The sequence below is a fragment of the Streptomyces pinistramenti genome, assembly GCF_020564935.1.
Lineage (GTDB): Bacteria > Actinomycetota > Actinomycetes > Streptomycetales > Streptomycetaceae > Streptomyces > Streptomyces pinistramenti.
Window position 1 is genome coordinate 35,162 of sequence record NZ_JAJCXB010000004.1, and the last position, 20,802, is coordinate 55,963.

Genomic DNA, 20,802 nt, shown 5'->3' on the forward strand with positions numbered 1-20,802 from the left:
GGGTGTTCGGATGCCGAAAGGGGCCGGTACGGGCCCGGTCAGGGCCGGCCGCCGGCCGCCGCGTCGCAGGCCCGCGCGCGCAGCGCCCGCGCCAGATCGTCCCGCTGTTCCGACACGATCCGGCGCAGCGCGGGCGCGGCACCGGCGTGCCCGGTCAGCCAGGCGTCCGCCGCGTCCAGCGTCTCCTGCGTCACCTCCCAGGACGGGAAGAGGCCGCGCACCACGTCCATCCCGATCTCGATCGAGCGCTCCTGCCACACCCGCTCGATCGCCTCGAAGTACCGCGCCGCGTACGGCGCCAGCAGCTCCCGCTGGCCCGGCTGCGCGAACCCGCTGATCGTCGCCTCCACCAGCGCGTTGGACAGCGCGTCGGACTCCACCACGTCCGCCCAGGCCCGCGCCTTGACGTCGGCGGCGGGGCGGGAGGCCAGGCAGCGCACCTGGTGCCGCTTGCCGGACGCGGTGTCGTCGCGCGCCAGCTCGGCGTCGACGGCCGTCGCGTCGGCGGCGTCGTGCGCGGCCAGCGGCTGGAGGAACGACCAGCGCAGCTCCTGGTCCACGTCGAGGCCGTCGATCTTCGCGGTGCCGTCCAGCAGGCCCTGGAGCAGCTGGAGATCGGCGGCGGTCGAGGCGACGGCGGCGAAGTGGCGGGCCCAGGCCAGCTGGTGGCCGCTGCCCGGTTCGGCCTGCCGCAGCTCGCCGAGCGCGCCTTCGGCCAGGGCGCGGGCCGCGGTGTCCCGGTGCTCGGGCGCCGTGTAGAGGTCCAGTGCCGTCTGCGCCTGGCTGTGCAGCGACTGGAGGACGCCGATGTCGGTCTCCCGGCCGGCGAACCGCAGCACCAGGTCCAGGTAGTCACGGGCCGGCATCAGACCGTCCCGGGTCAGGCCCCACAGCGCGGCCCAGCACAGGGCGCGGGCCAGCGGGTCGGTCAGCTCGCCGAGCCGGCTGCGCAGCGTGGCCAGCGATCCCTCGTCGAACCGGATCTTGCAGTACGTCAGGTCCTCGTCGTTGACGAGGATCAGCTCGGGCCGCTCGGCGCCGGCCAGCTCCGTCACCACCGTCCGCGGTCCGGACACGTCCACCTCGGCGCGCGCGTAGCGCACCAGCGTGCCGTCGGCGTCCTGCCGCCGGTAGAGGCCCACCGCGACCCGGTGCGGCCGCAGTTCCGGGTGCGCGGCGGGCGCCTCCTGGAGGATGCTCAGCTCGGTGATCCGGTCCTGCGCGTCGTAAGTGGCCTGCGGCGTCAGGGAGTTGACCCCCGCGGTCTCCAGCCAGGCACGCGACCAGGCCGCCATGTCCCGCCCGGAGGTCTCCTCCAGCACCGACAGCAGGTCCGTCAGGCGGGTGTTGCCGTAGGCGTGCCGCTTGAAGTACCGGCGCGCGCCCTCCAGGAAGGCGTCCCGCCCGGCGTACGCCACGAGCTGCTTGAGCACCGCCGCGCCCTTGGCGTAGGTGATGCCGTCGAAGTTGAGCTTGGCGTCCTCCAGGTCACGGATGTCCGCCGTCACCGGGTGCGTGGACGGCAGCTGGTCCGCGCGGTAGGCCCAGGACTTGCGGCGGTTGGCGAAGGTGATCCAGCCGTTGCGGAAGCGGGTCGCCTCCACCTGCGACAGGGCTCCCATGAAGTCCGCGAACGACTCCTTGAGCCACAGGTCGTCCCACCACTGCATGGTGACGAGGTCGCCGAACCACATGTGCGCCATCTCGTGCAGGATGACGTTGGCCCGGTGCTCGTACGCCGCCTCGGTCACCTTCCCGCGGAAGATGAACTCCTCGCGGAACGTCACACAGCCAGGGTTCTCCATCGCGCCGAGGTTGTACTCCGGCACGAACGCCTGGTCGTACTTCCCGAACGGGTACGGGTAGTCGAAGTGGTCGTGGAAGAAGTCCAGGCCCTGCTTGGTGACGGTGAAGACGTCGTCCGCGTCGAAGTGCCGCGCAAGCCCCTTGCGGCACAGCGCACCCAGCGGAATCTCCAGCTCCGTACCGTCGTCGAACGTCCGCCGGTAGGTGTCGGCAACGTAGTGGTAAGGACCGGCCACCACCGCGGTGATGTACGTCGAGATCGGCTGCGTCGTCGCGAACCGGTGCCGGCCCGCCCCTCGCCCGCCACCACCCTCCACGGGAAGCGCTTCGCGCCCCTCTTCGGCTTCGCCCTCCTCCACGCCGTTGCTGAGCACCACCCAGCCCTCCGGCGCCGTCACCTCGAAGGTGAACGGGGCCTTCAGGTCGGGCTGTTCGAAGGTGGTGAAGACCCGCCGCGCGTCGGCCGGCTCGTACTGCGTGTAGAGGTAGACCTCGCCGTCCTCCGGGTCGATGAACCGGTGCAGGCCCTCTCCCGTACGGCTGTAGGCGCACTGCGCGTCGACGACCAGGGTGTTCTCGGCGGCCAGCCCGTCCAGCGCGATCCGCGACCCGTCGAACACCGCCGACGGGTCGAGCACCCGGCCGTTGAGCGTCACGGACGTCACCGACGGCGCCAGCAGGTCGGCGAAGCTGCTCGCGCCCGGCTCGGCGCACCGGAACCGGATGGTGGTCAGGGACCTGAACGTGTCCTCGGCCTGCACCGCCGACCGGACGTCCAGCGTCACGTCGTACCCGTCGACGCTCAGCAGCCGGCCCCGATCCCGTGCCTCGTCCCGGGACAGATTCTCACCTGGCACGACGTGACTCCTTTGCCCTCGTCTCGAATATCGAACACGGGAATCATGGCACGGCGGCCGTCTGTTGAAGCCGTGACCGATCTGTTGCAGCCGTCACCACAGGAGATCACGTGCCCGAGACCGCGAAGACCCCCGCCGACTTCTGGTTCGACCCGCTGTGCCCCTGGGCCTGGATGACCTCCCGCTGGATGCTGGAGGTGGAGAAGGTCCGCCCGGTCGAGGTCCGCTGGCACGTCATGAGCCTGGCGGTGCTGAACGAGAACAAGCTCGACCAGCTGCCGGAGGAGTACCGCGAGAAGATGCGCCCCGGCGGCAGCTCCTGGGGCCCGGTCCGGGTGTGCATCGCCGCCGAGCAGCAGTACGGCAGCGAGGTGCTCGGCCCCCTCTACACCGCGCTCGGCACCCGCATGCACAACCAGGGCCTCGGCCGGAGCCGCGAGGCGGTCCTGGCGGCCCTGGAGAACGTCGGGCTGCCGGTATCTCTCGCCGACGCCGCGGACACCGACGCGTACGACAAGCAGCTGCGCGCCTCCCACAAGGAGGGCATCGACCTCGTCGGCCAGGAGGTCGGCACCCCCGTCATCGCCGTCCCCGGCGCCGACGGCGGCCGGATCGCCTTCTTCGGCCCCGTTGTCACCCCCGCCCCCAAGGGTGAGGAAGCCGCCAGGCTCTGGGACGGCACGTTGATGGTCGCGTCCATCCCCGGCTTCTACGAGATCAAGCGGACGCGGACGGTCGGCCCGGTCTTCGACTGACGCCGCGGGCCCCGCACATGGGCAAGGCCCCACGAGTCACGTCCTCGTGGGGCCTTGCCGTTATTCCGCCTGCCGGGTGAAGGTTGAGAAGACGATCACGAGGCAGGACGCAGGGTGCGCCGTTACGGCGCCAGCAGCAGGGTGTTCGCCCGCTGCTTCGCGGACGCGAACCGCTGGGCCACGTCCTGCCAGTTGACGACCTGCCACATGGCCTCGATGAAGTCGACCTTCTGGTTCTTGTACTGGAGGTAGAAGGCGTGCTCCCAGGCGTCGAAGACCAGGATCGGCACGGAGCCCTGGCCGATGTTGCCCTGGTGGTCGTAGACCTGCTCGACGATCAGGCGGCCGGTGACCGGCTCGTAGGCCAGCACGCCCCAGCCGGAGCCCTGCGTGGTGGCCGCGGCCTTCGTGAGCTGCGCCTTGAAGCCGGCGTACGAGCCGAAGCTCTCCGCGATGGCATCGGCCAGCTCGCCCACGCCGTCCTTCGCGTCCGGCTCGCCGCCGCCGTCACCGCTCATGTTGTGCCAGTAGATGCTGTGGAGGATGTGGCCGGAGAGGTGGAACGCGAGGTTCTTCTGCAGGCCGTTGATGCCGCCCCACTGCTCCTTGTCGCGCGCCTCGGCGAGCTGCTCAAGGGTGTCGTTCGCGCCCTTGACGTACGCCGCGTGGTGCTTGTCGTGGTGCAGTTCGATGATCTCGGGGCTGATGACCGGGGCCAGCGCCGAGTAGTCGTAAGGAAGTTCCGGAAGTGTGTAGGTCGCCATGCCCGAGCCTCTCCAACTGCTTACGCCGTCCTATTGCAACTGATTTTTATTGCAATAGATGTGCAAGAACGCTCGCCACGCTACCAGCAGCGGTGATCACTCACCGGGTAAGGGCAGCCTGTCCGGTCCCAAAGACCGAGGCGGGGCGCGAAGGGCCGCGGCTATCCGGCGGCCGGCGGCTCGGCCGGCGTCCCCGACGACCGCCCCACCCGCGCCCGCAGCAGCCCGGTCACCGCGAGCACCACCGCGAACCCGCCGGTGAACAGCAGCTGGATGCGCTGGTTCTCGTCCCGCAGCATCAGCAGCAGCACCACCACGACACCGGCCAGCGCCACCCACGTCAGATACGGGAAGGCCCACATCTTGACGACCAGCTTCTCCGGCGCCTCCCGCTCCAGCCGGCGGCGCATCCGCAGCTGGGCGACGGCGATGAAGCCCCAGACCACCAGGACGGCAGCGCCGACCATGTTGAGCAGCCACTGGAAGACGGTGGTGGGCCACCAGAAGCTGAAGAGCACGGCGAGGAAGCCGAACGCGGAGCACAGCACCACCGCACGGCGCGGCACGCCGCCGCCGACCTTGCCCAGGAACTTCGGCCCCTGGCCGCGCACGGTCAGCGAGTACGCCATCCGGGACGAGCCGTAGATGTTGGCGTTCATCGCGGACAGCAGCGCCACCAGGATGACGACGTTCATGATCTGCCCGGCGGCCGGGATCTTCAGGTAGTCCAGGACCGCGACGTACGGACCGCTCTTGGCTATCGAGGCGTCGTTCCAGGGGATGACGGTGACGATGATCGCCATTGAGCCGACGTAGAAGAGGGCGATCCGCCACATCGCGGTGCGCACCGCGCGGGCGACACCGCGGACCGGGTCCTTGGACTCGGCGGCCGCGATGGTCACCGTCTCCAGGCCGCCGTACGCGAACACCGAGGCCAGCAGGCCGACCATCAGGCCGTCGACGCCCTTGGGCAGGAAGCCGCCGTCGCCGGTCAGATGGGAGGCGCCCGGCGCTTCGGTGCCCGGCAGGACGCCGAAGATGGCGAGCAGGCCCAGGATCAGGAAGATGCCGATCGCGGCGACCTTGAGCGCCGCGAACCAGAACTCGAACTCACCGAAGTTGCTGACCGCCGCGAGGTTCGCCCCGCAGAAGACCAGCATGAACAGCAGGACCCACATCCACGGCTCGGTGCCCGGGAACCACTGGGTCATGATGTCGGCGGCGCCGATCGCCTCGGCGGCCACCGCCACGCACAGCAGTGCGGTGAACATCCAGCCCGCCGTGAAGCCGGCCCAGGAGCCGATCGAGCGTCCTGCGTGCACGGAGAAGGAGCCGGACGCCGGGTTGGCCGCGGCCATCTCGCCGAGCATCCGCATCACGAGCATCACCAGGGCGCCGGACACCGCGTAGGCGAGCACGATCGAGGGGCCCGCGGCGGCGATGCCTTCGCGGGAGCCGACGAACAGCCCGGCGCCGATCACGCCGCCCAGGGCGATCATCGACAGGTGGCGCTGCTTGAGTCCGTTGGACAGCGGAGTGCCGCCGTCGCTGTCCGGGACCGCGTCGGTCCGCTCGCGCGCGGGCGAGGCGGACGAGGGTGTCCGATTCATGTCGTACCTGTCCCAGTAGGTGAGAGCGGAGCGGGCAATTGGTGCGTGCTCCCGGGGCTGCGACCGGTACGGATCCGCCGCCTGGCCCCCTGGACCCCTGCCGCAACGGCAGGTCGGCAAGGCCCTGCCGGCGCCGTGAACACCGAGGGTCCTCGGCGAAGCGCGCTCAGTTTGAGTGGCGGTGTCCGCTGAGGGCAACAGGCGTGCAGCGAATGTTCGGTATTCAGACGCGATCGTGACCGTGCGTATCCGGCTCGTCGTGAAATGCCACGACAAGCCGCCTCTTACCGTTCCGCCCGCCCCCGCAACTCCCGTACCCCGGCGACGATCAGCACCGCGGCGGTGGCCCCCGCCGACCACAGCAACTGCGGGCGGGCCGCGTCATCGGTCAGCATCAGCACCAGCACCGCCGCCATCGCGACCAGCGCCGCCCAGGTCAGCCAGGGGAAGGCCCACATCCGCAGGGTGAGCGTCTGCGGCGCCTCGCGTTCGATACGCGGACGCAGCCGCAGCTGCGAGACCGCGATCAGCCCCCACACGAACAGCAGCACCGCGCCGACCGCGTTGAGCATGTACAGGAAGACCGAATCCGGCCACTTCAGATTCAGCAGCACGGAGACGAATCCGAAGGCCACCGAAGCCAGCACGGCCCGGCGCGGCACCCCGCCGCCCGACACCTTCAGCAGCGAGCGCGGGGCCTCCCCGCGCTCGGCGAGCGAGAACACCATCCGCGACGAGCCGTAGAGATTGGCGTTCAGCGCCGACAGCAGCGCGACGAACACCACGATGTTCATGATCTGCCCGGCGCCGGGAATCCCGATGTGCTCCAGCACCGCGACGTACGGGCTCTTGCCCGGCTGCATCGACGACCACGGCAGCAGCGTGACGATCACCAGCATCGAGCCGACGTAGAAGAAGAGGATGCGCCACACCGCGCTGCGCACCGCACGGCCCACCGCGCGCGCCGGGTCGTCCGACTCGGCCGCCGCGATGGTGACCACCTCCAGGCCGCCGAACGCGAAGACCACGGCCAGCACGCCGGAGACCACCCCGGACCAGCCGTGCGGCAGGAAGCCGCCCTGCCCGGTGAGGTTGGCCAGGCCGATCGGTTCGGTGTCCGGCAGCACGCCGAAGACCGCCAGCAGGCTGAGCACGAGGAACAGCACGATCGCGGTGACCTTGAGCGTCGCGAACCAGAACTCGAACTCGCCGAAGTTCTTCACCGCGGCGAGGTTCGCCACCGTGAAGACGACCATGAAGATCAGCACCCAGCTCCACTGCGGCACCGCCGGCAGCCAGCCGTTGGCGATCTGCGCGGCCCCGGTCGCCTCCACGGCGAGCACCACGACCAGCAGGAACCAGTACAGCCAGCCGACGCTGAACCCCGCCCAGCGGCCCAGCGCCCGCTCCGCGTGCACCGAGAACGCGCCGGACGCCGGCATCGCCGCCGACATCTCACCCAGCATCCGCATGATCAGCATCGCCAGCGCACCGGCGATCAGATACGAGAGCACGATGCCGGGCCCGGCCACCGAGATGCCCGCGCCGGAGCCCACGAACAGGCCCGCGCCGATCACCCCGCCCAGGCCGAGCATGGTCAGGTGGCGCTGCTTGAGCCCCGCCGACAGCGGTTCTCGCTCGCCGGGTCCGCCGCCGAGAGGAGGGTTCCCGGCGGTGGTCGGTGCGTCATGCATGGGCTCGTACTCTCGCAAGGTGGTTCGGCACACACCCCGCAGGACGCTGCGGGGCCGTTACAGCTGCACCCAGTTTCCCCGCAAGCCCGCGGCTACCACAAAACGCCCCGGCATCCGCCGCCCGCGCCGTGACGAGCATCACGCGACCTGTGAAGACGCCCCCCGGAGCCGGCCGGGCCCGGCAGTCTGGAGGATGTTCACAAGCTCCAAGCCGGCCGGTGCCGCTTTGTCACCGCCACATGATGATCGCCGGTGGCCCGCTGGACTAACGTCCATCGGGTCCTGTCCTGTCCCGGATCCCTCTCACACTTCGCGGAGTCCTGATGAGCACTGCCGCTCTCTCTCGTCCCGGTGCGGTCCTCGCCGATCTCCTGCCCGCCGCCACCGCCTCCCGCGCCCGCGTCCGTGACGCCGCGCTGGTGGTCGGCGGTGCCGCGCTCACCGGCATCGCGGCGCAGATCGCCGTCCCGGTCCCCGGCTCCCCGGTCCCGGTGACCGGGCAGACCTTCGCCGCCCTCCTCGTCGGCGCCTCGCTCGGCGCGCGCCGCGGCTTCGCGTCCATGGCGCTGTACGCGCTGGTGGGCATGGCGGGCATGCCGTGGTTCGCCGAGGCCAAGTCCGGCCCCGGCGGCGCCACGTTCGGCTACGTCCTGGGCATGCTGCTGGCCGCCACCGTCGTGGGCGCGCTGGCCCGCCGCGGCGGCGACCGCGGCGCGCTGCGCACGGCCGGCACGATGGTGGCCGGCCTCGCGCTGGTCTACGGCATCGGCGTCCCCTACCTCGCGCTCAGCACGGGCATGTCCTTCGGCCAGGCGCTGGCCGCCGGCCTGGTGCCGTTCCTCATCGGCGACGCGCTCAAGGCCGCGCTGGCGATGGGCGCGCTGCCCACCGCGTGGAAGCTGGCCGGCCGCCGCGGCTGACCCGCCGCCTTCCCGCGCACGCACGGGCCGGGCCCCGCACTCACCACTCGGTGACTGCGGGGCCCGGCCCGTTGGTGCTGTGTGCGTCGCGGTGCGCCGTGCGTGGCGCACCGCGACGGTCATGCCCGGTCGGCGGCCTTGGCCTCCGTGTCCGCTGCGGGTACGGCCTCCGTGGCGGCCGCGCCGCCCTGGGGCCCGATCGCCGCACCGCCGCCGGCCGTCACCGCGCTCTCCCGCGGCCGGCGCCGGTCCAGGATCAGGCCGACGGCCAGCACCACCACGGCGGCGACGACGGACAGCACCATCTGCTTGCGGCCGTCGGGGTCGTAGAACATGTAGCCGACGACGAACAGGATCAGCGCGATCGTCGCGTACGTCAGCCACGGGTACAGCCACATCCGCACCGTCAGCCGCTCCGGCATGTCCCGCTCGATGACCTTGCGCATCCGCAGCTGCGAGAAGCAGATGACCAGCCACACGAACAGGGCGACCGCGCCCGAGGAGTTCAGCAGGAACTGGAAGATGGTGTCCTTCGAGGTGTAGCTGAAGATCGTCGCGATGAAGCCGAAGGCGACGGACGCCCAGATCGCGACGGCCGGCACACCGCCCTTGTTCACCTTGGCGAAGGACTTCGGCGCGTCCCCGCGCTCGCCCAGCGAGAAAGCCATCCGGGAAGCGGTGTAAAGGCCGGAATTCAGACAGGACAGCACCGCGGTCAGCACCACGACGTCCATCACGGTCCCGGCGTACGGAATCTTCAGCGACTCCAGCACCGCGACGTACGGGCTGGCGTCCAGCTTCGGGTCGTTCCACGGCAGCAGCGTCACGATGACCGCGATCGAGCCGAGGTAGAAGATCGCGATCCGCCAGATGACGCTGTTGACGGCCTTGCGGACGGCCTTCACCGGGTTCGGCGACTCGCTGGCCGCCAGGGTGACGATCTCGCTGCCCATGAAGGAGAAGACCACCAGCAGCATGCCGGAGAGGATCGCCCCTGGCCCGTTCGGCAGGAACCCGCCGTGCCCGGTCAGATTCGACAGACCGACCGCCTTGTCGCCCGGCGGCAGCCCGAAGATCGCCAGCGCGCCGACGACTATGAAGACGACGATGGCGACGACCTTGATGCCGGCGAACCAGAACTCGAACTCGCCGAACGAGCCGACCGAGATCAGGTTCGTGCCGGTCAGCACCATCATCACCAGCAGAGCCCAGGCCCACTGCGGGACGGCCGGCACCCAGTTGGTGAGAATGGAGGCGGCCGCGGTCGCCTCGACGGCCAGCACGACCGACCAGAAGAACCAGTACAGCCAGCCGATGGTGAACCCGGCCCAGCGGCCGAGCGCCTTGTCCGCGTAAGCGGAGAACGAACCGGAAGTGGGGGAGGCCGCAGCCATCTCACCCAGCATCCGCATGACGAGCACGACCAGCAATCCGGTCAGTGCGTAAGAGAGCAGGATGCCGGGTCCTGCGGCGTGGATACCGGCGCCTGAGCCGACGAACAAGCCTGCGCCGATGACACCGCCGATGGCGATCATCGACAGATGTCGATTCTTGAGTCCTGCCTGAAGCCCGTCCGTGGTAGGCGGGTGCGTGCCCATATGCACCGTCCTTCAGTGGTTCTCGGTTTCGAGTCCCCGCATTAGACCCGCGGGGGCGACTGCTTAGGAAGATCCGAATCCGGATCGTTGTCGTTCCTGTTCAGCTGTATGAAGACTGGCTGAAACTCCCCTGTCATTTGTACGAAGCCCCGGCGCCACACAGTCGCATTCCTCGTGCCACACTCATGCCATGCGCGTGTATCTCGGCTCCGACCATGCAGGTTTTGATCTCAAGAACCACCTCGTCGAGTGGCTCAAGGCCCAGGGCCACGAGCCCGTCGACTGCGGTCCGCACCTCTACGACGCCCAGGACGACTACCCCCCGTTCTGCCTCCGTGCCGCGGAGAAGACGGCCGCCGACCCGGACAGCCTCGGCATCGTGATCGGCGGCTCCGGCAACGGCGAACAGATCGCCGCCAACAAGGTCAAGGGCGTGAGGGCCGCACTGGCCTGGAGCGAGGAGACCGCCAAGCTCGGCCGCGAGCACAACAACGCCAACGTCATCTCCGTCGGCGGCCGGATGCACACGGTCGAGGAGGCGACGAAGTTCATCGAGATCTTCCTCGCCACCCCGTACTCCGGCGAGGCGCGGCACACCCGCCGCATCGAGATGCTCTCGGCCTACGAGACCACCGGCGAACTCCCCCCGATCCCGGCCCACCACCCGCAGGGCTGAGCCACCCGCCCACCGTCATCCGCCCGCTCCCCCGGCCGCCGGGGGAGCGGGCGCGCTCACCGGAGGACACCCCGATGCCCGAGGGGCACACGATCCACCGCCTCGCGCTGGACCACCTCGACCGCTTCGAGGGCGGCCCCGTACGGGCCGGCAGCCCGCAGGGAAAGTTCGCCGACGGCGCCGCGCTCGTCGACGGACAGACCCTGGAAACCGCCCAGGCGCACGGCAAACACCTCTTCCTCGGCTTCGGACCGGTCGGCTGGATCCACATCCACCTCGGCCTCTTCGGCAAGCTCGGCTTCGGGACCGCCCCCGCGCCGCCGCCCACCGACACCGTCCGGCTGCGCCTGGCCAACCGGGCCCACCACGCCGACCTGCGCGGCCCCACCACCTGCGCCCTGATCACCGACGCCGAGAAGCAGGCGATACACGACCGGCTCGGGCCCGACCCGCTGCGCCCCGACGACGACGGGGAGCGCGCCTGGCGCCGGATCACGCGCAGCCGCACGACGATCGCCGCGCTGCTGCTCGACCAGAAGATCATCGCCGGCGTCGGCAACGTCTACCGCGCCGAGGTCCTCTTCCGGCACGGCATCGACCCCTACCTCCCCGGCCGCGACCTCACCCGCGCCGCCTGGGACGCCATCTGGTCCGACCTGGTCTTCCTGATGGGCGAAGGAGTCCGCCACAACCGGATCGACACCGTGCGCCCCGAGCACCTGCCCGAGGCGATGGGCCGCCCGCCGCGGGTCGACGACCACGGCGGCGAGGTGTACGTCTACCGCCGCGCCCGCCAGCACTGTCACCTCTGCGGCAGCGAGATCCGGACGGCCGGCCTCGCCGCCCGCAACCTCTTCTGGTGCCCCACCTGTCAGCCGGCCGCCGCCGGACACGGCTGAGCCCGCCCGCGTCCCACGGCGCAGGCCCGCACCCCGTCAGAACCCGTGCGGCAGCCACGGCGCGGTGTCCGAGGCGAACGCCACCGACGCCGCCCGCAGCGCCCCGGACCGCAGCTCGCGCACCCGGCCCGCAGCCGCCAGCGACGACAGCGTGAACCCGCCCAGATATGCCGAGCCCAACTCCCGTACGGACAGCGCCAGATCGGGCGCGTCCGTGGTCCGCTCGCAGACCGCGCCGGCCTCGTCGCCGGTCAGCCGCCACCGGCCCTCGTTCCACGGACAGAACGCGTCGGCGACATCGAGCACCACGTCCACCGGGCGCTGATACGTCCGCGCCGCCAGCGCCGCGCCGACCTCCACCGGTCGGACGTACGCCGACTCCCGGAGCCGGATCCCGCACCGCCGCATGTCCGCGACCAGGTGCAGCACCGGATCGTCCGCCGGGAGGTCCGGCACCGCCACCGACGAGGTCAGGTCGATCCCGAACAGGTAGCGCCACAGTGCGACGTACACCTCAGGATCCGGGGCGACGATGTGCCGCAGCCGCACCGCGCCGTGCGGCCCTTCATTGTTCCAGCGCGGCTCGACGGCGTAGCGCGCATAGCCCCTGACCTCGCCGTCCACCTCGGCCAGCACGCACTGGAGCTTGCCCTTCCCACCCCGGTCGCGCTCCGGATCGAGGACCGCGAGCCGCTCCCAGCCCGGCTGCCGGGCGAGCATCCCGGGCCTGGCGGGCACCGTACGCGCGTAGACCCGCTCGCAGTCCGCCAGCGCCTTGACCGGATCGGCCAACCGCAGCCGCACGCCGTCCGCGCCCGGCAGCTCCGGGGGCGCCAGCCGTACCGTGTCGACCTCCAGACGCATCTCCAGGGTCGCCGCGCCGTAGCCGAAGCGCCCGTAGATCGCCCCTTCCGACGCGGTCAGCACCGCCAGCGCCTCACCGCGCTCCCGTACGTCGTCCAGCTGCCGCCGCATCATCGAGCGCAGCACCCCGCGCCTGCGGTGCGTCGGCTGCACGCTGACCATCGTCACCCCGGCCGCCGGCACCGAAGCGCCGCCCGGCACGGTCATCCCGAACGAGAAGGCGCCGGCCGTCCCCACGACCTCGCCGTCGTCCCAGGCGGCGATCGAGCGCTCGGCCTCGGTCAGCTCCTGCCACAAGGACCGCTCCTCCGGCGCCTCCCCGGGGCCCCCGAAGGCCAGCTCCACCTTCCCGAACCAGCCGTCCCATTCCTCCGGCCGCAACATCCGCAACTCTGTCGTCATGAGCCCATCCCTAGCAGGACGCTCTCCGGCCGCGCGACCGTATTTCGAACGGCATTTCCCGGCATTCGCCCTTGGTGGCGTCCGACGAATCGACGCGCCGCCGAACGGGTGGATAAGGTCCCAGAGCAATGGCACGCCGCCCGGGAGCAGAACCCCTGACGGCCCGGCTGCACAAGGCGCTGCACCGGGCCCGCATCGGCGTGCGCAAGGCCGGGGTCGACTACTTCCGGGGCGACGGCTCCGACTGGCTCGCGCTGGTCGCGCTGCTGATCTCCGTCCCCGCCATCGCCGCGGCCACCCTCTGGCACCCGCAGTGGGTCGGCCCGACCGCCCTGGTCCTGCCGGTGATCGCCGGCGGACTGCTGCTGCGGCCCGCCAACCTCCTTGCCCTGTACGGCACTTCGGCCGCCGCCCTGATCGTCGAGGCCGCCCTCTTCGGACCGTACGACGAGGGGCCCGACCGGATCACCCCCGGCACGGTCCTGGTGGTCGCCGCCGTCGGGCTCTTCGGGCTGCTGATCGCGCAGTTCCGCAGCCGGGTCGGAGTGCCCTGGCGGCGCGGCGGCACCATGCTCTTCGACCTGCGCGAGCGGATCCGGGTGCAGAGCAAACTGCCCCGGCTCCCACAGGGCTGGCACCGCGAGATGGCGCTGCGCCCGGCCGGCGGACAGTCCTTCTCCGGCGACTTCGTCGTCGCCTCACGCACCCAGGGCGGCAACATCCTGGAAGTCGTGCTGACCGACGTCTCGGGCAAGGGCATGGACGCGGCCTCCCGTTCGCTGCTGCTCTCCGGCGCGTTCGGCGGGCTGCTCGGCTCGCTCCCGCCGCACGGCTTCCTGCCCGCGGCCAACGGCTACCTGCTGCGCCAGGACTGGGACGAGGGCTTCGCCACCTCCATCCATCTCGTCCTCGACCTGGAATCCGGCGACTACGAACTGCTCTCCGCGGGACACCTCCCCGCCCTCCAGCTCAGCGCGGGCACCGGCCGCTGGGAGGAGAAAACGGGGACGGGCCCGCTCCTCGGGGTCTACGACGGGGCGCAGTTCGACCCGGTGAAGGGCCGGCTGCGCCCCGGCGACGTGCTGATGATGTTCACCGACGGCCTGGTCGAGTCCGCCGACCGGGACATCGCCGAGGGCATCGACCGGCTGACCGGCGAGGCCGACCGCTATGTCGCGGGCGGCTTCACCGGAGCCGCCTGGCATCTGATCGAGGCGGTCGCCAAGGACGTCAACGACGACCGGGCGCTGCTCCTCATCTGCCGGGACGCGTAGCGCCGTTGACGGCTCACCGGGAAGCGCCGCCCGCAGCGCCCGCCTCCTGGAGGGCCGGGTCCGCGGTCTCCTGACGGGCAGGCACGGCCACGGCCTCCGCGCGCCCGCCCGGCAGCACCCGCGCCAGCAGGCCCGAACGCCCGGCGGCCAGCGGTCCGAGCACGGCGAGGATCAGCACATAGCCCGCGATGAACGGCGCGAGCCGCTCGTCGAGCCCGGCGCCCGCCGCCATCGTCGCCAGAATCAGCGCGAACTCGCCGCGGGCCAGCAGCGCGGTGGCGATATTGGCGGCCGGCCGGGGCCCGAAGCCGTACACCCGCGCGGCCACCAGACCGGCGAAGACGTTCATCAGCAAGGTCACCGCGACCGCGGCCAGCACCGGCCACACGACCGACGGCAGATCGCCGGGGTCGATGGACAGGCCGAAGGCGAAGAAGAAGATCGCGCCGAACGCGTCCCGCAGCGGATGCACCAGCTCACGGATCCGCGGCCCCGACTGCGTACTGCCGAGCATCAGCCCGACCATGAACGCGCCGATGGCGTCGGCCACCCCGAACCACTCGGAGACCCCGGCGACCAGGACGGCCGCGCCCAGGAAGGAGATCACCAGGAGTTCGTTGTCCTTGGTGTCGATGAGCTTGCCGATGACGCGGGTGCCCCACCGGGCCGCCGCGGCGAGCAGCAACAGGAAGCCGAACGCCTTGCCCGCATCCAGCGCGGCGGCGCCGAGCGAATCGGCACCGGAGAGCACCGGCTGCAACGCGGCCAGATAGAGGGCCAGGAAAATGTCCTCGACGACGATGATGCCGAGGATCGGCTTGGTCTCGGGGTTGCCGAGGCGCCCGGTGTCGACCAGCACCTTGGTGACGATCGCCGACGACGAGATGCCCAGCACGCCGGCCAGCACCAGCGCCTCCGACGTGCCCCAGCCGAGTGCGAAGCCGAAGCCGAGCCCGGCGCCGACGTTCAGCAGCAGATACACGCCGCCGGCCAGCGCCATCTTCCGGCCGCCGGTCTTGAGGTCGTCCACATGGAATTCGAGGCCCAGGTAGAAGAGCAGCAGCACCAGGCCGAGCAGGGAGAGCATCTCCAGGTCGTGCGGATCGGCGACCAGCACGATGCCGGGGGTGTTCGGGCCGAGCAGGATCCCGGCCAGGATGAAGAGGGGGATGGTCGGCAGACCGATACGGCCGCCGATCCGGGCGAGCACGGCGGCGGCCAGAAAGGCCCCGCCCATGGCGATGAGGGTCTGTGCGTGTCCGATGGCTCCTCCAATGGTGTGGCCTGCGACAAGCAAAAGGTCAAGGGGGAGTCAAGAAAGCGTCAGTAATTAGTTTACCAAAGGGAAATCGGGACGCGACCGAGCCGGGGGTGGGGGAGCGGGAGGGGTACGGGGCGGGCCGCGCACCGGACGAACCACGGCGCGCGGCGGCGCTACGGGCGCGGAGCGTCGGCAGCCGGAGCGCCACCCGACCATCCCGTGGCTGCCACCACCTCCCGCGCGATGTCCGTGACGGACCGCCCGTCCGTCACGATCCGCACGGTGTCCGCGGGCGCCCGCTCATCCAGGAGGCGCGCTTTGCGGGCACTGTTCCGCAGCTCCTGTGCCAGTTCCGAGCCGCGTTCCCGGCCGGACAGCCGCTCCCCGGCCGTGGCATCGGACGCGGTGAGCAGGACCCGCACGATCCGTACGTCCGCCCCCATGGCCCGCTCGAACATGCCGGCCGTCTCGGACAGCACGCTCACGGTGTTCGTATAGATCAGGCGGCGGTACCCGCGCCGGGCGAAGTTCGCCCACACCGCCGTCAGATTGCTCTCGGTGATCCCCGTGCGGTGCGGATCCCCCTCCGGCGCCGGATGCGCCTGGCCCATGAAGTCGCCCTCGATGACCGCGTGGGCCACCGCACCGGCGCGCAGCCGTGCCGAAACCTCCCAGCCCACCGTCGTCTTGCCGGCACCGGCACGTCCGCCGATGAGCAGCACCTCTGCGTTATCCATGGCGGAAGCGTGTCAGCGGGCACCCGCCCCGTGCGACCCGATATCGGCCCGTCCGCCGGCCCCCAGTGGAGAACTCGACGTCCCGGGGCGGGCCTTCGGGCCGACGGCGCTACGTGGTGACCCGCTGCCGGGCCGGGTCCACCGGGTCCTTGCGGAAGGCCCAGGCCATCGTCGGCTCCATCGCGAAGCGGAAGACCTTGCGGACCGGCGGGGTGCACAGCGCCGTCACCACGGCGCCGGCGATCAGGGTGACCGCGATCTCGCCGAGCGGGGTGTGCACCCAGGCGTTGTCGAACCAGCCCCAGAAGCGGGAGCCCTTGGCGAGGAAGCCGTGCAGCAGGTAGCCGTACAGGGTGCCGGCGCCCAGCACCGTGAACCACATGTGCCGCGTGGGCACCCAGGAGTAGAAGCACGCCACGAGCACCAGCGAGCAGCCGAAGAGCGCGAGGGTCATCACCACACCGGCCCACCAGGTGGTGCCCAGTTCCTGCGCGCTGTCCCGGTGGTAGAACCACGCGGACGCCATCCGGGGAGCGGCCCAGTACGCGATGACCAGCGCGGCGGCGAAGACCGGCACCGCGGCGATGCGGACCGCGCGCCGCCGCACCATCTGGAAGTGCTCAGGACGCAGATGCAGACCCAGCACGAAGAACGGCAGGAACTGCAGGACCCGTTGGAGGTCCAGGTCGTCGCCGATCTCCGGTGAGACGGAGGCCAGCACGGCGATGGTCAGCGCCAGCGGGACCGGCCAGCGCACGATCTTCCACAGCGGTGTGGTCAGCCGCCAGATGAACAGGGCGACCAGGAACCACGTCAGGAACCAGGGATCGAGCAGGCTGATCGGATGTCCCGGATCGTTGTCGGCCCAGCGCTTGAAGAAGGCGTACGCCGTCTCGAAGAGGATGTACGGGACGGCGACGCCGGTGATCAGCCGCTGGAGGCGGTCCTTGCGCATGTCGAAACTGCGCGAGAAATAGCCGGAGATGATGATGAACGCCGGCATGTGGAAGGCGTAGACGGCCATGTAGAGCGCCTCGGCGGCGCGACTGCCGTCGGTCAGCGGCTCCCACGCGTGCCCCATCGCCACCAGGACGATGGCCAGATACTTCGCGTTGTCGAAGAAGGCGTCCCGGCCTGCGGTCGGTGCGGGCTTCGGTGTGGCTTCCGGCGCGCCCGGTGGCTGCGCCGTGCGCACCGCCCGGTCCGTGCCCGCCGGCTCCCTGGCCGCAGGGAGTTCACGTCGAGGTGTCGGGGCAGCGTGAAACATTTGAGGCACCATAGCGGTGAACCGTCGAATGCGTAAAACCGTCTTCTGGTTATTCGCTATTTCCCCAGGTGCGGCCGGGAATCCCTGCGGACTTGAATCATGATCGATTCGTATTACCTACGAAACCGCCTGCCGCATGTGTCCGTAACTCTCCATCAGATGCGCCCTTTTGCGCCACTTCATCCGGCTTAAATGGGTCATATGCCCTGCGGGTGGCGGGGAAGGAATGTCCCCTTCTCGGCGGGCCGCGGCTATGCCTCAAAGTTCCGCCGTGGCCGTGATCCGCGCCACGAAAGGGAATGCGCCGCCGCCTGTACCGGATCGGCCCGGTGGGTGCGCGGTCTGAACCGCGCGGCGAGGTACGTCACTTATCGGCCACCTGAAGCGAAATGATCAGGCCGATTTATCCGCGCTGTGGTTGCCGGCGTTCCTTCCGCCCCGGCCGCGCCGTACGGTGCCCGTCCGGCCGCCGCACTGCCCCCTTGCTGGCACCTTGTCGGACCCCGCCGAACCCGCCGCCCGCCCGCTTCGTTCGTCCGCTTCGTCCGTCAACGGCATGAAGCGGGCAAAGCGTTGGCCGATGATTCGTCACCCGTATGCAGTGGGAAGTCACTTGGTGGCACGATGGTGCCAGCGGGGGGTGCGCGGTTGCACGCTTCCCGGGCCGGTGAGGCGTTCCGACCGAGGGTGTGATCAGTTGTGGCTCTTTCGCTGTCAGTGGTGCTGCTGTTGGGGATCGTGCTGATCGTGCTGATCCGCGGGAAAACGATCAAGCCGGGTCCGGCGATCGTCGCCATCCTCTTCGGCTTCTTCCTGGCCTCCACCGGCATGGCGCCCTCGATAAACCGGTTCTTCAACTCCCTTGCGGACACCATCAACCACATCACCTTCTAGGGCGTGCCCGATGGGCCGCCCGCACCCCGAGGCCCGTCGCCGGCCTTCGGGGCCGGACCCCGCTCGCGGCCCGGCCCCGGCCGACGGTCAGCCCCCGGCGGGTCCGCCGTCCGCACCCCTGGTCAGCGCGTCCCGCACGGCATCGGCGCTGCGGCCGACCACCGCCGAGCCGTCGTCCGCGGTGATGATCGGCCGCTGGATCAGCCGGGGATGCGTGGCCAGCGCCTCGATCCACCGCTCCCGCCCGGCATCCGTGCGCTCCCACGTCCCGAGCCCCAGCTGCTTCGCCTCGGCCTCCTGCGTCCGCGTGATGTCCCACGGTTCGAGCCCCAGGCGCCCCAGTACGCCGCGCAGTTCCGCAGCGCTCGGCGACTCCTCCAGGTAGCGGCGCACGGTGTACTGCGCGCCCGCCTCGTCGAGGAGGTCCACGGCGGAACGGCACTTGGAACACGCGGGATTGATCCAGATCTCCATGCCGGTCACCCTAATGAGCCCGGCCCGCCCCGGACGGCTCCGCGCACACCGTGAAACGGCGGGCCACGGCCTGACGCCGAGCCCCGGAAAACCGAAGAACCCCAGACCGTCCGGCCTGGGGTTCCTTTCGTGGGAGCGGGCGACGGGAATCGAACCCGCGTAGCCAGTTTGGAAGACTGGGGCTCTACCATTGAGCTACGCCCGCGAGCGCCACAGATCACTCGGACCGCGGCACGCAGTGCATCGTAGCGGGTCGGGGCGGCCTCCCGCACACCGGATACCGGCGCCCCGATAACTGGCAGCCAGAGCGCCATCGGCCATGTACCCTACGTGTCGCACCGACGGGGTGTGGCGCAGCTTGGTAGCGCGTCCGCTTTGGGAGCGGAAGGTCGTCGGTTCGAATCCGGCCACCCCGACCAGCAGTACCGCGTACGTTCGCAGGGCCGGTTCCCCAGGAGCCGGCCACCGCCGGACGGCCGCGCAAGATCACGTTATGGCTGCCATCCTGCTTGCGGTTACTATGCAAGCTGCGTGCCCGTGTGTCTCTGTACCGGGCGCGATCGACCGGGGCCCGCATCATCGGGTATCGGAAGATCTCAAGCAGAACCCCAGAAGTCAGCCCCAAGGAGACCGAACCGTGAAGAGCGCCGTGGAGACCCTGAACCCGACCCGGGTTCGGCTCACTGTCGAGGTGCCCTTCGAGGAGCTCAAGGACAGCCTCGACGCGGCGTACAAGAAGATCAACCAGCAGGTCACGGTGAAGGGCTTCCGCAAGGGCAAGATCCCTGCCCGCGTCATCGACCAGCGGTTCGGCCGCGGCGCCGTGCTGGAGGAGGCCGTCAACGACGCGCTCCCGAAGTTCTACACCGAGGCGGTCAACGAGGGTGAGCTGAACGTCCTCGGCCAGCCCGAGGTCGACATCACCGAGCTGAAGGACGGCGAACTGCTGGCCTTCACCGCCGAGGTCGACATCCGCCCCGCCCTGGAGATCCCGGACTACTCCGGTATCGAGGTCGAGGTCGACGCCACCGAGGTGTCGGACGAGGACATCGACAAGTCCGTCGAGCAGCTGCGTGAGCGCTTCGCCTCGACCACCCCGGTCGAGCGCGCGGCCCAGGACGGCGACGTCCTGACGCTGGACCTCGAAGCCAAGGTGGACGGCGAGGTCCTGGAGGACGGCGTCGCCCAGGGCGTCAGCTACACCGTCGGTTCCGGCGAGCTGCTGGACGGCATCGACGAGGCCGTCAAGGGCGTCGAGGCCGGCGGCACCGCCACCTTCACCTCCGAGCTCAAGGGCGGCTCCGCCCAGGGCAAGGAAGCCGAGGTCACGGTCGCCGTCACCGCCGTCGCGGCCCGCGAACTGCCCGAGCTTGACGACGAGTTCGCGCAGCTGGCCAGCGAGTTCGACACGCTTGATGAGCTGCGTGCGGACAGCAGCAAGCGCCTCGCGCAGATGAAGAAGTACGACCAGGCCACCCAGGCTCAGGAGAAGGTCCTCGACGAGCTGCTCAAGCTCGTCGAGGTGCCGATCCCCGAGAAGCTGCTCGCGGACGAGATCGAGACCCGCAAGCACAACCTGGTGAACCACCAGCTCGGCCAGATGGGCCTCGACCTCGCCAAGTACCTGGAGATCCAGGGCAAGACCGAGGAAGAGTTCGACGCCGAGACCAAGGAGCAGGCGGAGAAGGGCATCAAGACCCAGTTCATCCTGGATGAGCTGGTCAACAAGGAGAAGCTGAACGTCAGCCAGGAGGAGCTCACCGAGCACCTCATGCGCCGCGCGCAGTCCTCCGGCATGTCCCCCGACCAGTTCGCGCAGGCCGTCGTCGAGGGTGGCCAGGTGCCGATGCTCGTCGGCGAGGTCGCCCGCGGCAAGGCGCTCGCGGTGGTCGTCGAGGCCGCCACGGTCAAGGACACCAACGGCGAGGTCCTGGACCTCGACGACGAGGACGAGACGGCCGAGACCGTCGTCGCCGAGGCCGAGGGCACCGAGGTGGCCGAGGCCGAGCAGAAGAACGAGGGCTGAGCCCAGGCTCGCTCCCGCACTCCC

17 protein-coding genes and 2 tRNA genes are annotated in these 20,802 nt (G+C 70.3%); 8 read left to right on the forward strand and 11 right to left on the reverse strand.

Annotation, left to right across the window (positions count from 1 at the left end):
• Nucleotides 1–38 precede the first annotated feature (38 nt).
• Nucleotides 39–2,663, reverse strand: coding sequence for an aminopeptidase N (gene pepN / locus LIU39_RS04550; protein ID WP_227044863.1), 2,625 nt, complete (start codon nucleotides 2,661–2,663; stop codon nucleotides 39–41).
• Between the two features lie 110 nt (nucleotides 2,664–2,773).
• Here pepN and LIU39_RS04555 point away from each other — a divergent pair, with 110 nt between their 5' ends.
• Complete coding sequence (locus LIU39_RS04555) at nucleotides 2,774–3,418, forward strand: DsbA family protein (RefSeq protein WP_227044865.1); 645 nt, start codon at nucleotides 2,774–2,776, stop codon at nucleotides 3,416–3,418.
• Nucleotides 3,419–3,540: 122 nt separating this feature from the next.
• On the opposite strand, the gene LIU39_RS04560 is transcribed toward LIU39_RS04555, so the two are convergent.
• The 3 genes from LIU39_RS04560 to LIU39_RS04570 all read right to left on the reverse strand — a co-directional run bounded on the left by LIU39_RS04560 (nucleotide 3,541) and on the right by LIU39_RS04570 (nucleotide 7,486).
• Nucleotides 3,541–4,182 (reverse strand): superoxide dismutase, encoded by a 642-nt coding sequence (locus LIU39_RS04560; RefSeq protein ID WP_227044867.1) that lies wholly within the window; start codon nucleotides 4,180–4,182, stop codon nucleotides 3,541–3,543.
• A gap of 161 nt (nucleotides 4,183–4,343) precedes the next feature.
• Nucleotides 4,344–5,792 carry an amino acid permease gene (locus tag LIU39_RS04565; protein ID WP_227044868.1) on the reverse strand — a complete coding sequence of 483 codons (1,449 nt, stop codon included), beginning with the start codon at nucleotides 5,790–5,792 and terminating at the stop codon, nucleotides 4,344–4,346.
• Nucleotides 5,793–6,076: 284 nt separating this feature from the next.
• The gene (locus tag LIU39_RS04570; protein WP_227044870.1) at nucleotides 6,077–7,486 is read right to left on the reverse strand and encodes an amino acid permease; all 1,410 of its coding nucleotides are present in this window, start codon (nucleotides 7,484–7,486) and stop codon (nucleotides 6,077–6,079) included.
• Between the two features lie 323 nt (nucleotides 7,487–7,809).
• Here LIU39_RS04570 and LIU39_RS04575 point away from each other — a divergent pair, with 323 nt between their 5' ends.
• Nucleotides 7,810–8,406, forward strand: coding sequence for a biotin transporter BioY (locus LIU39_RS04575; protein ID WP_227044871.1), 597 nt, complete (start codon nucleotides 7,810–7,812; stop codon nucleotides 8,404–8,406).
• Nucleotides 8,407–8,525: 119 nt separating this feature from the next.
• On the opposite strand, the gene LIU39_RS04580 is transcribed toward LIU39_RS04575, so the two are convergent.
• The gene (locus LIU39_RS04580; protein ID WP_227044873.1) at nucleotides 8,526–10,004 is read right to left on the reverse strand and encodes an amino acid permease; all 1,479 of its coding nucleotides are present in this window, start codon (nucleotides 10,002–10,004) and stop codon (nucleotides 8,526–8,528) included.
• 190 nt (nucleotides 10,005–10,194) lie between these two features.
• Here LIU39_RS04580 and LIU39_RS04585 point away from each other — a divergent pair, with 190 nt between their 5' ends.
• Complete coding sequence (locus LIU39_RS04585) at nucleotides 10,195–10,680, forward strand: ribose-5-phosphate isomerase (RefSeq protein ID WP_227044874.1); 486 nt, start codon at nucleotides 10,195–10,197, stop codon at nucleotides 10,678–10,680.
• Between the two features lie 74 nt (nucleotides 10,681–10,754).
• Complete coding sequence (locus tag LIU39_RS04590; protein WP_227044876.1) at nucleotides 10,755–11,579, forward strand: Fpg/Nei family DNA glycosylase; 825 nt, start codon at nucleotides 10,755–10,757, stop codon at nucleotides 11,577–11,579.
• 36 nt (nucleotides 11,580–11,615) lie between these two features.
• Here the strand turns inward: LIU39_RS04590 and LIU39_RS04595 are convergent, their stop codons facing one another.
• On the reverse strand, nucleotides 11,616–12,845 hold the full coding sequence (locus LIU39_RS04595) for a GNAT family N-acetyltransferase (RefSeq protein WP_227044878.1): 1,230 nt from the start codon (nucleotides 12,843–12,845) through the stop codon (nucleotides 11,616–11,618).
• Nucleotides 12,846–12,973: 128 nt separating this feature from the next.
• Here LIU39_RS04595 and LIU39_RS04600 point away from each other — a divergent pair, with 128 nt between their 5' ends.
• The gene (locus tag LIU39_RS04600; protein WP_227044881.1) at nucleotides 12,974–14,119 is read left to right on the forward strand and encodes a PP2C family protein-serine/threonine phosphatase; all 1,146 of its coding nucleotides are present in this window, start codon (nucleotides 12,974–12,976) and stop codon (nucleotides 14,117–14,119) included.
• 13 nt (nucleotides 14,120–14,132) lie between these two features.
• On the opposite strand, the gene LIU39_RS04605 is transcribed toward LIU39_RS04600, so the two are convergent.
• The 3 genes from LIU39_RS04605 to LIU39_RS04615 form a co-directional block, all read right to left on the reverse strand.
• A complete protein-coding gene (locus LIU39_RS04605; protein ID WP_227044887.1) occupies nucleotides 14,133–15,356 on the reverse strand; it encodes a cation:proton antiporter in 1,224 nt (407 codons plus the stop codon).
• A gap of 197 nt (nucleotides 15,357–15,553) precedes the next feature.
• Complete coding sequence (locus LIU39_RS04610) at nucleotides 15,554–16,117, reverse strand: AAA family ATPase (protein WP_227044889.1); 564 nt, start codon at nucleotides 16,115–16,117, stop codon at nucleotides 15,554–15,556.
• Nucleotides 16,118–16,226: 109 nt separating this feature from the next.
• The gene (locus LIU39_RS04615; protein WP_227044891.1) at nucleotides 16,227–17,384 is read right to left on the reverse strand and encodes an acyltransferase family protein; all 1,158 of its coding nucleotides are present in this window, start codon (nucleotides 17,382–17,384) and stop codon (nucleotides 16,227–16,229) included.
• Nucleotides 17,385–18,083: 699 nt separating this feature from the next.
• Between LIU39_RS04615 and LIU39_RS04620 the strand changes: the two genes are divergently transcribed.
• The gene (locus LIU39_RS04620) at nucleotides 18,084–18,278 is read left to right on the forward strand and encodes a hypothetical protein (RefSeq protein ID WP_030283919.1); all 195 of its coding nucleotides are present in this window, start codon (nucleotides 18,084–18,086) and stop codon (nucleotides 18,276–18,278) included.
• 87 nt (nucleotides 18,279–18,365) lie between these two features.
• Here LIU39_RS04620 and LIU39_RS04625 read toward each other — a convergent pair whose 3' ends face one another.
• Together LIU39_RS04625 and LIU39_RS04630 are read right to left on the reverse strand one after the other, a co-directional pair.
• On the reverse strand, nucleotides 18,366–18,752 hold the full coding sequence (locus tag LIU39_RS04625; protein ID WP_227044892.1) for an arsenate reductase family protein: 387 nt from the start codon (nucleotides 18,750–18,752) through the stop codon (nucleotides 18,366–18,368).
• A 134-nt stretch (nucleotides 18,753–18,886) separates the two neighbouring features.
• A tRNA-Gly gene (locus LIU39_RS04630) sits at nucleotides 18,887–18,957 on the reverse strand.
• A 137-nt stretch (nucleotides 18,958–19,094) separates the two neighbouring features.
• Between LIU39_RS04630 and LIU39_RS04635 the strand changes: the two genes are divergently transcribed.
• Nucleotides 19,095–19,171 (forward strand) — tRNA-Pro (locus LIU39_RS04635).
• 218 nt (nucleotides 19,172–19,389) lie between these two features.
• Nucleotides 19,390–20,778, forward strand: a complete 1,389-nt coding sequence (tig, locus tag LIU39_RS04640; protein ID WP_227044895.1) for a trigger factor — start codon at nucleotides 19,390–19,392, stop codon at nucleotides 20,776–20,778.
• Nucleotides 20,779–20,802 lie beyond the last annotated feature (24 nt).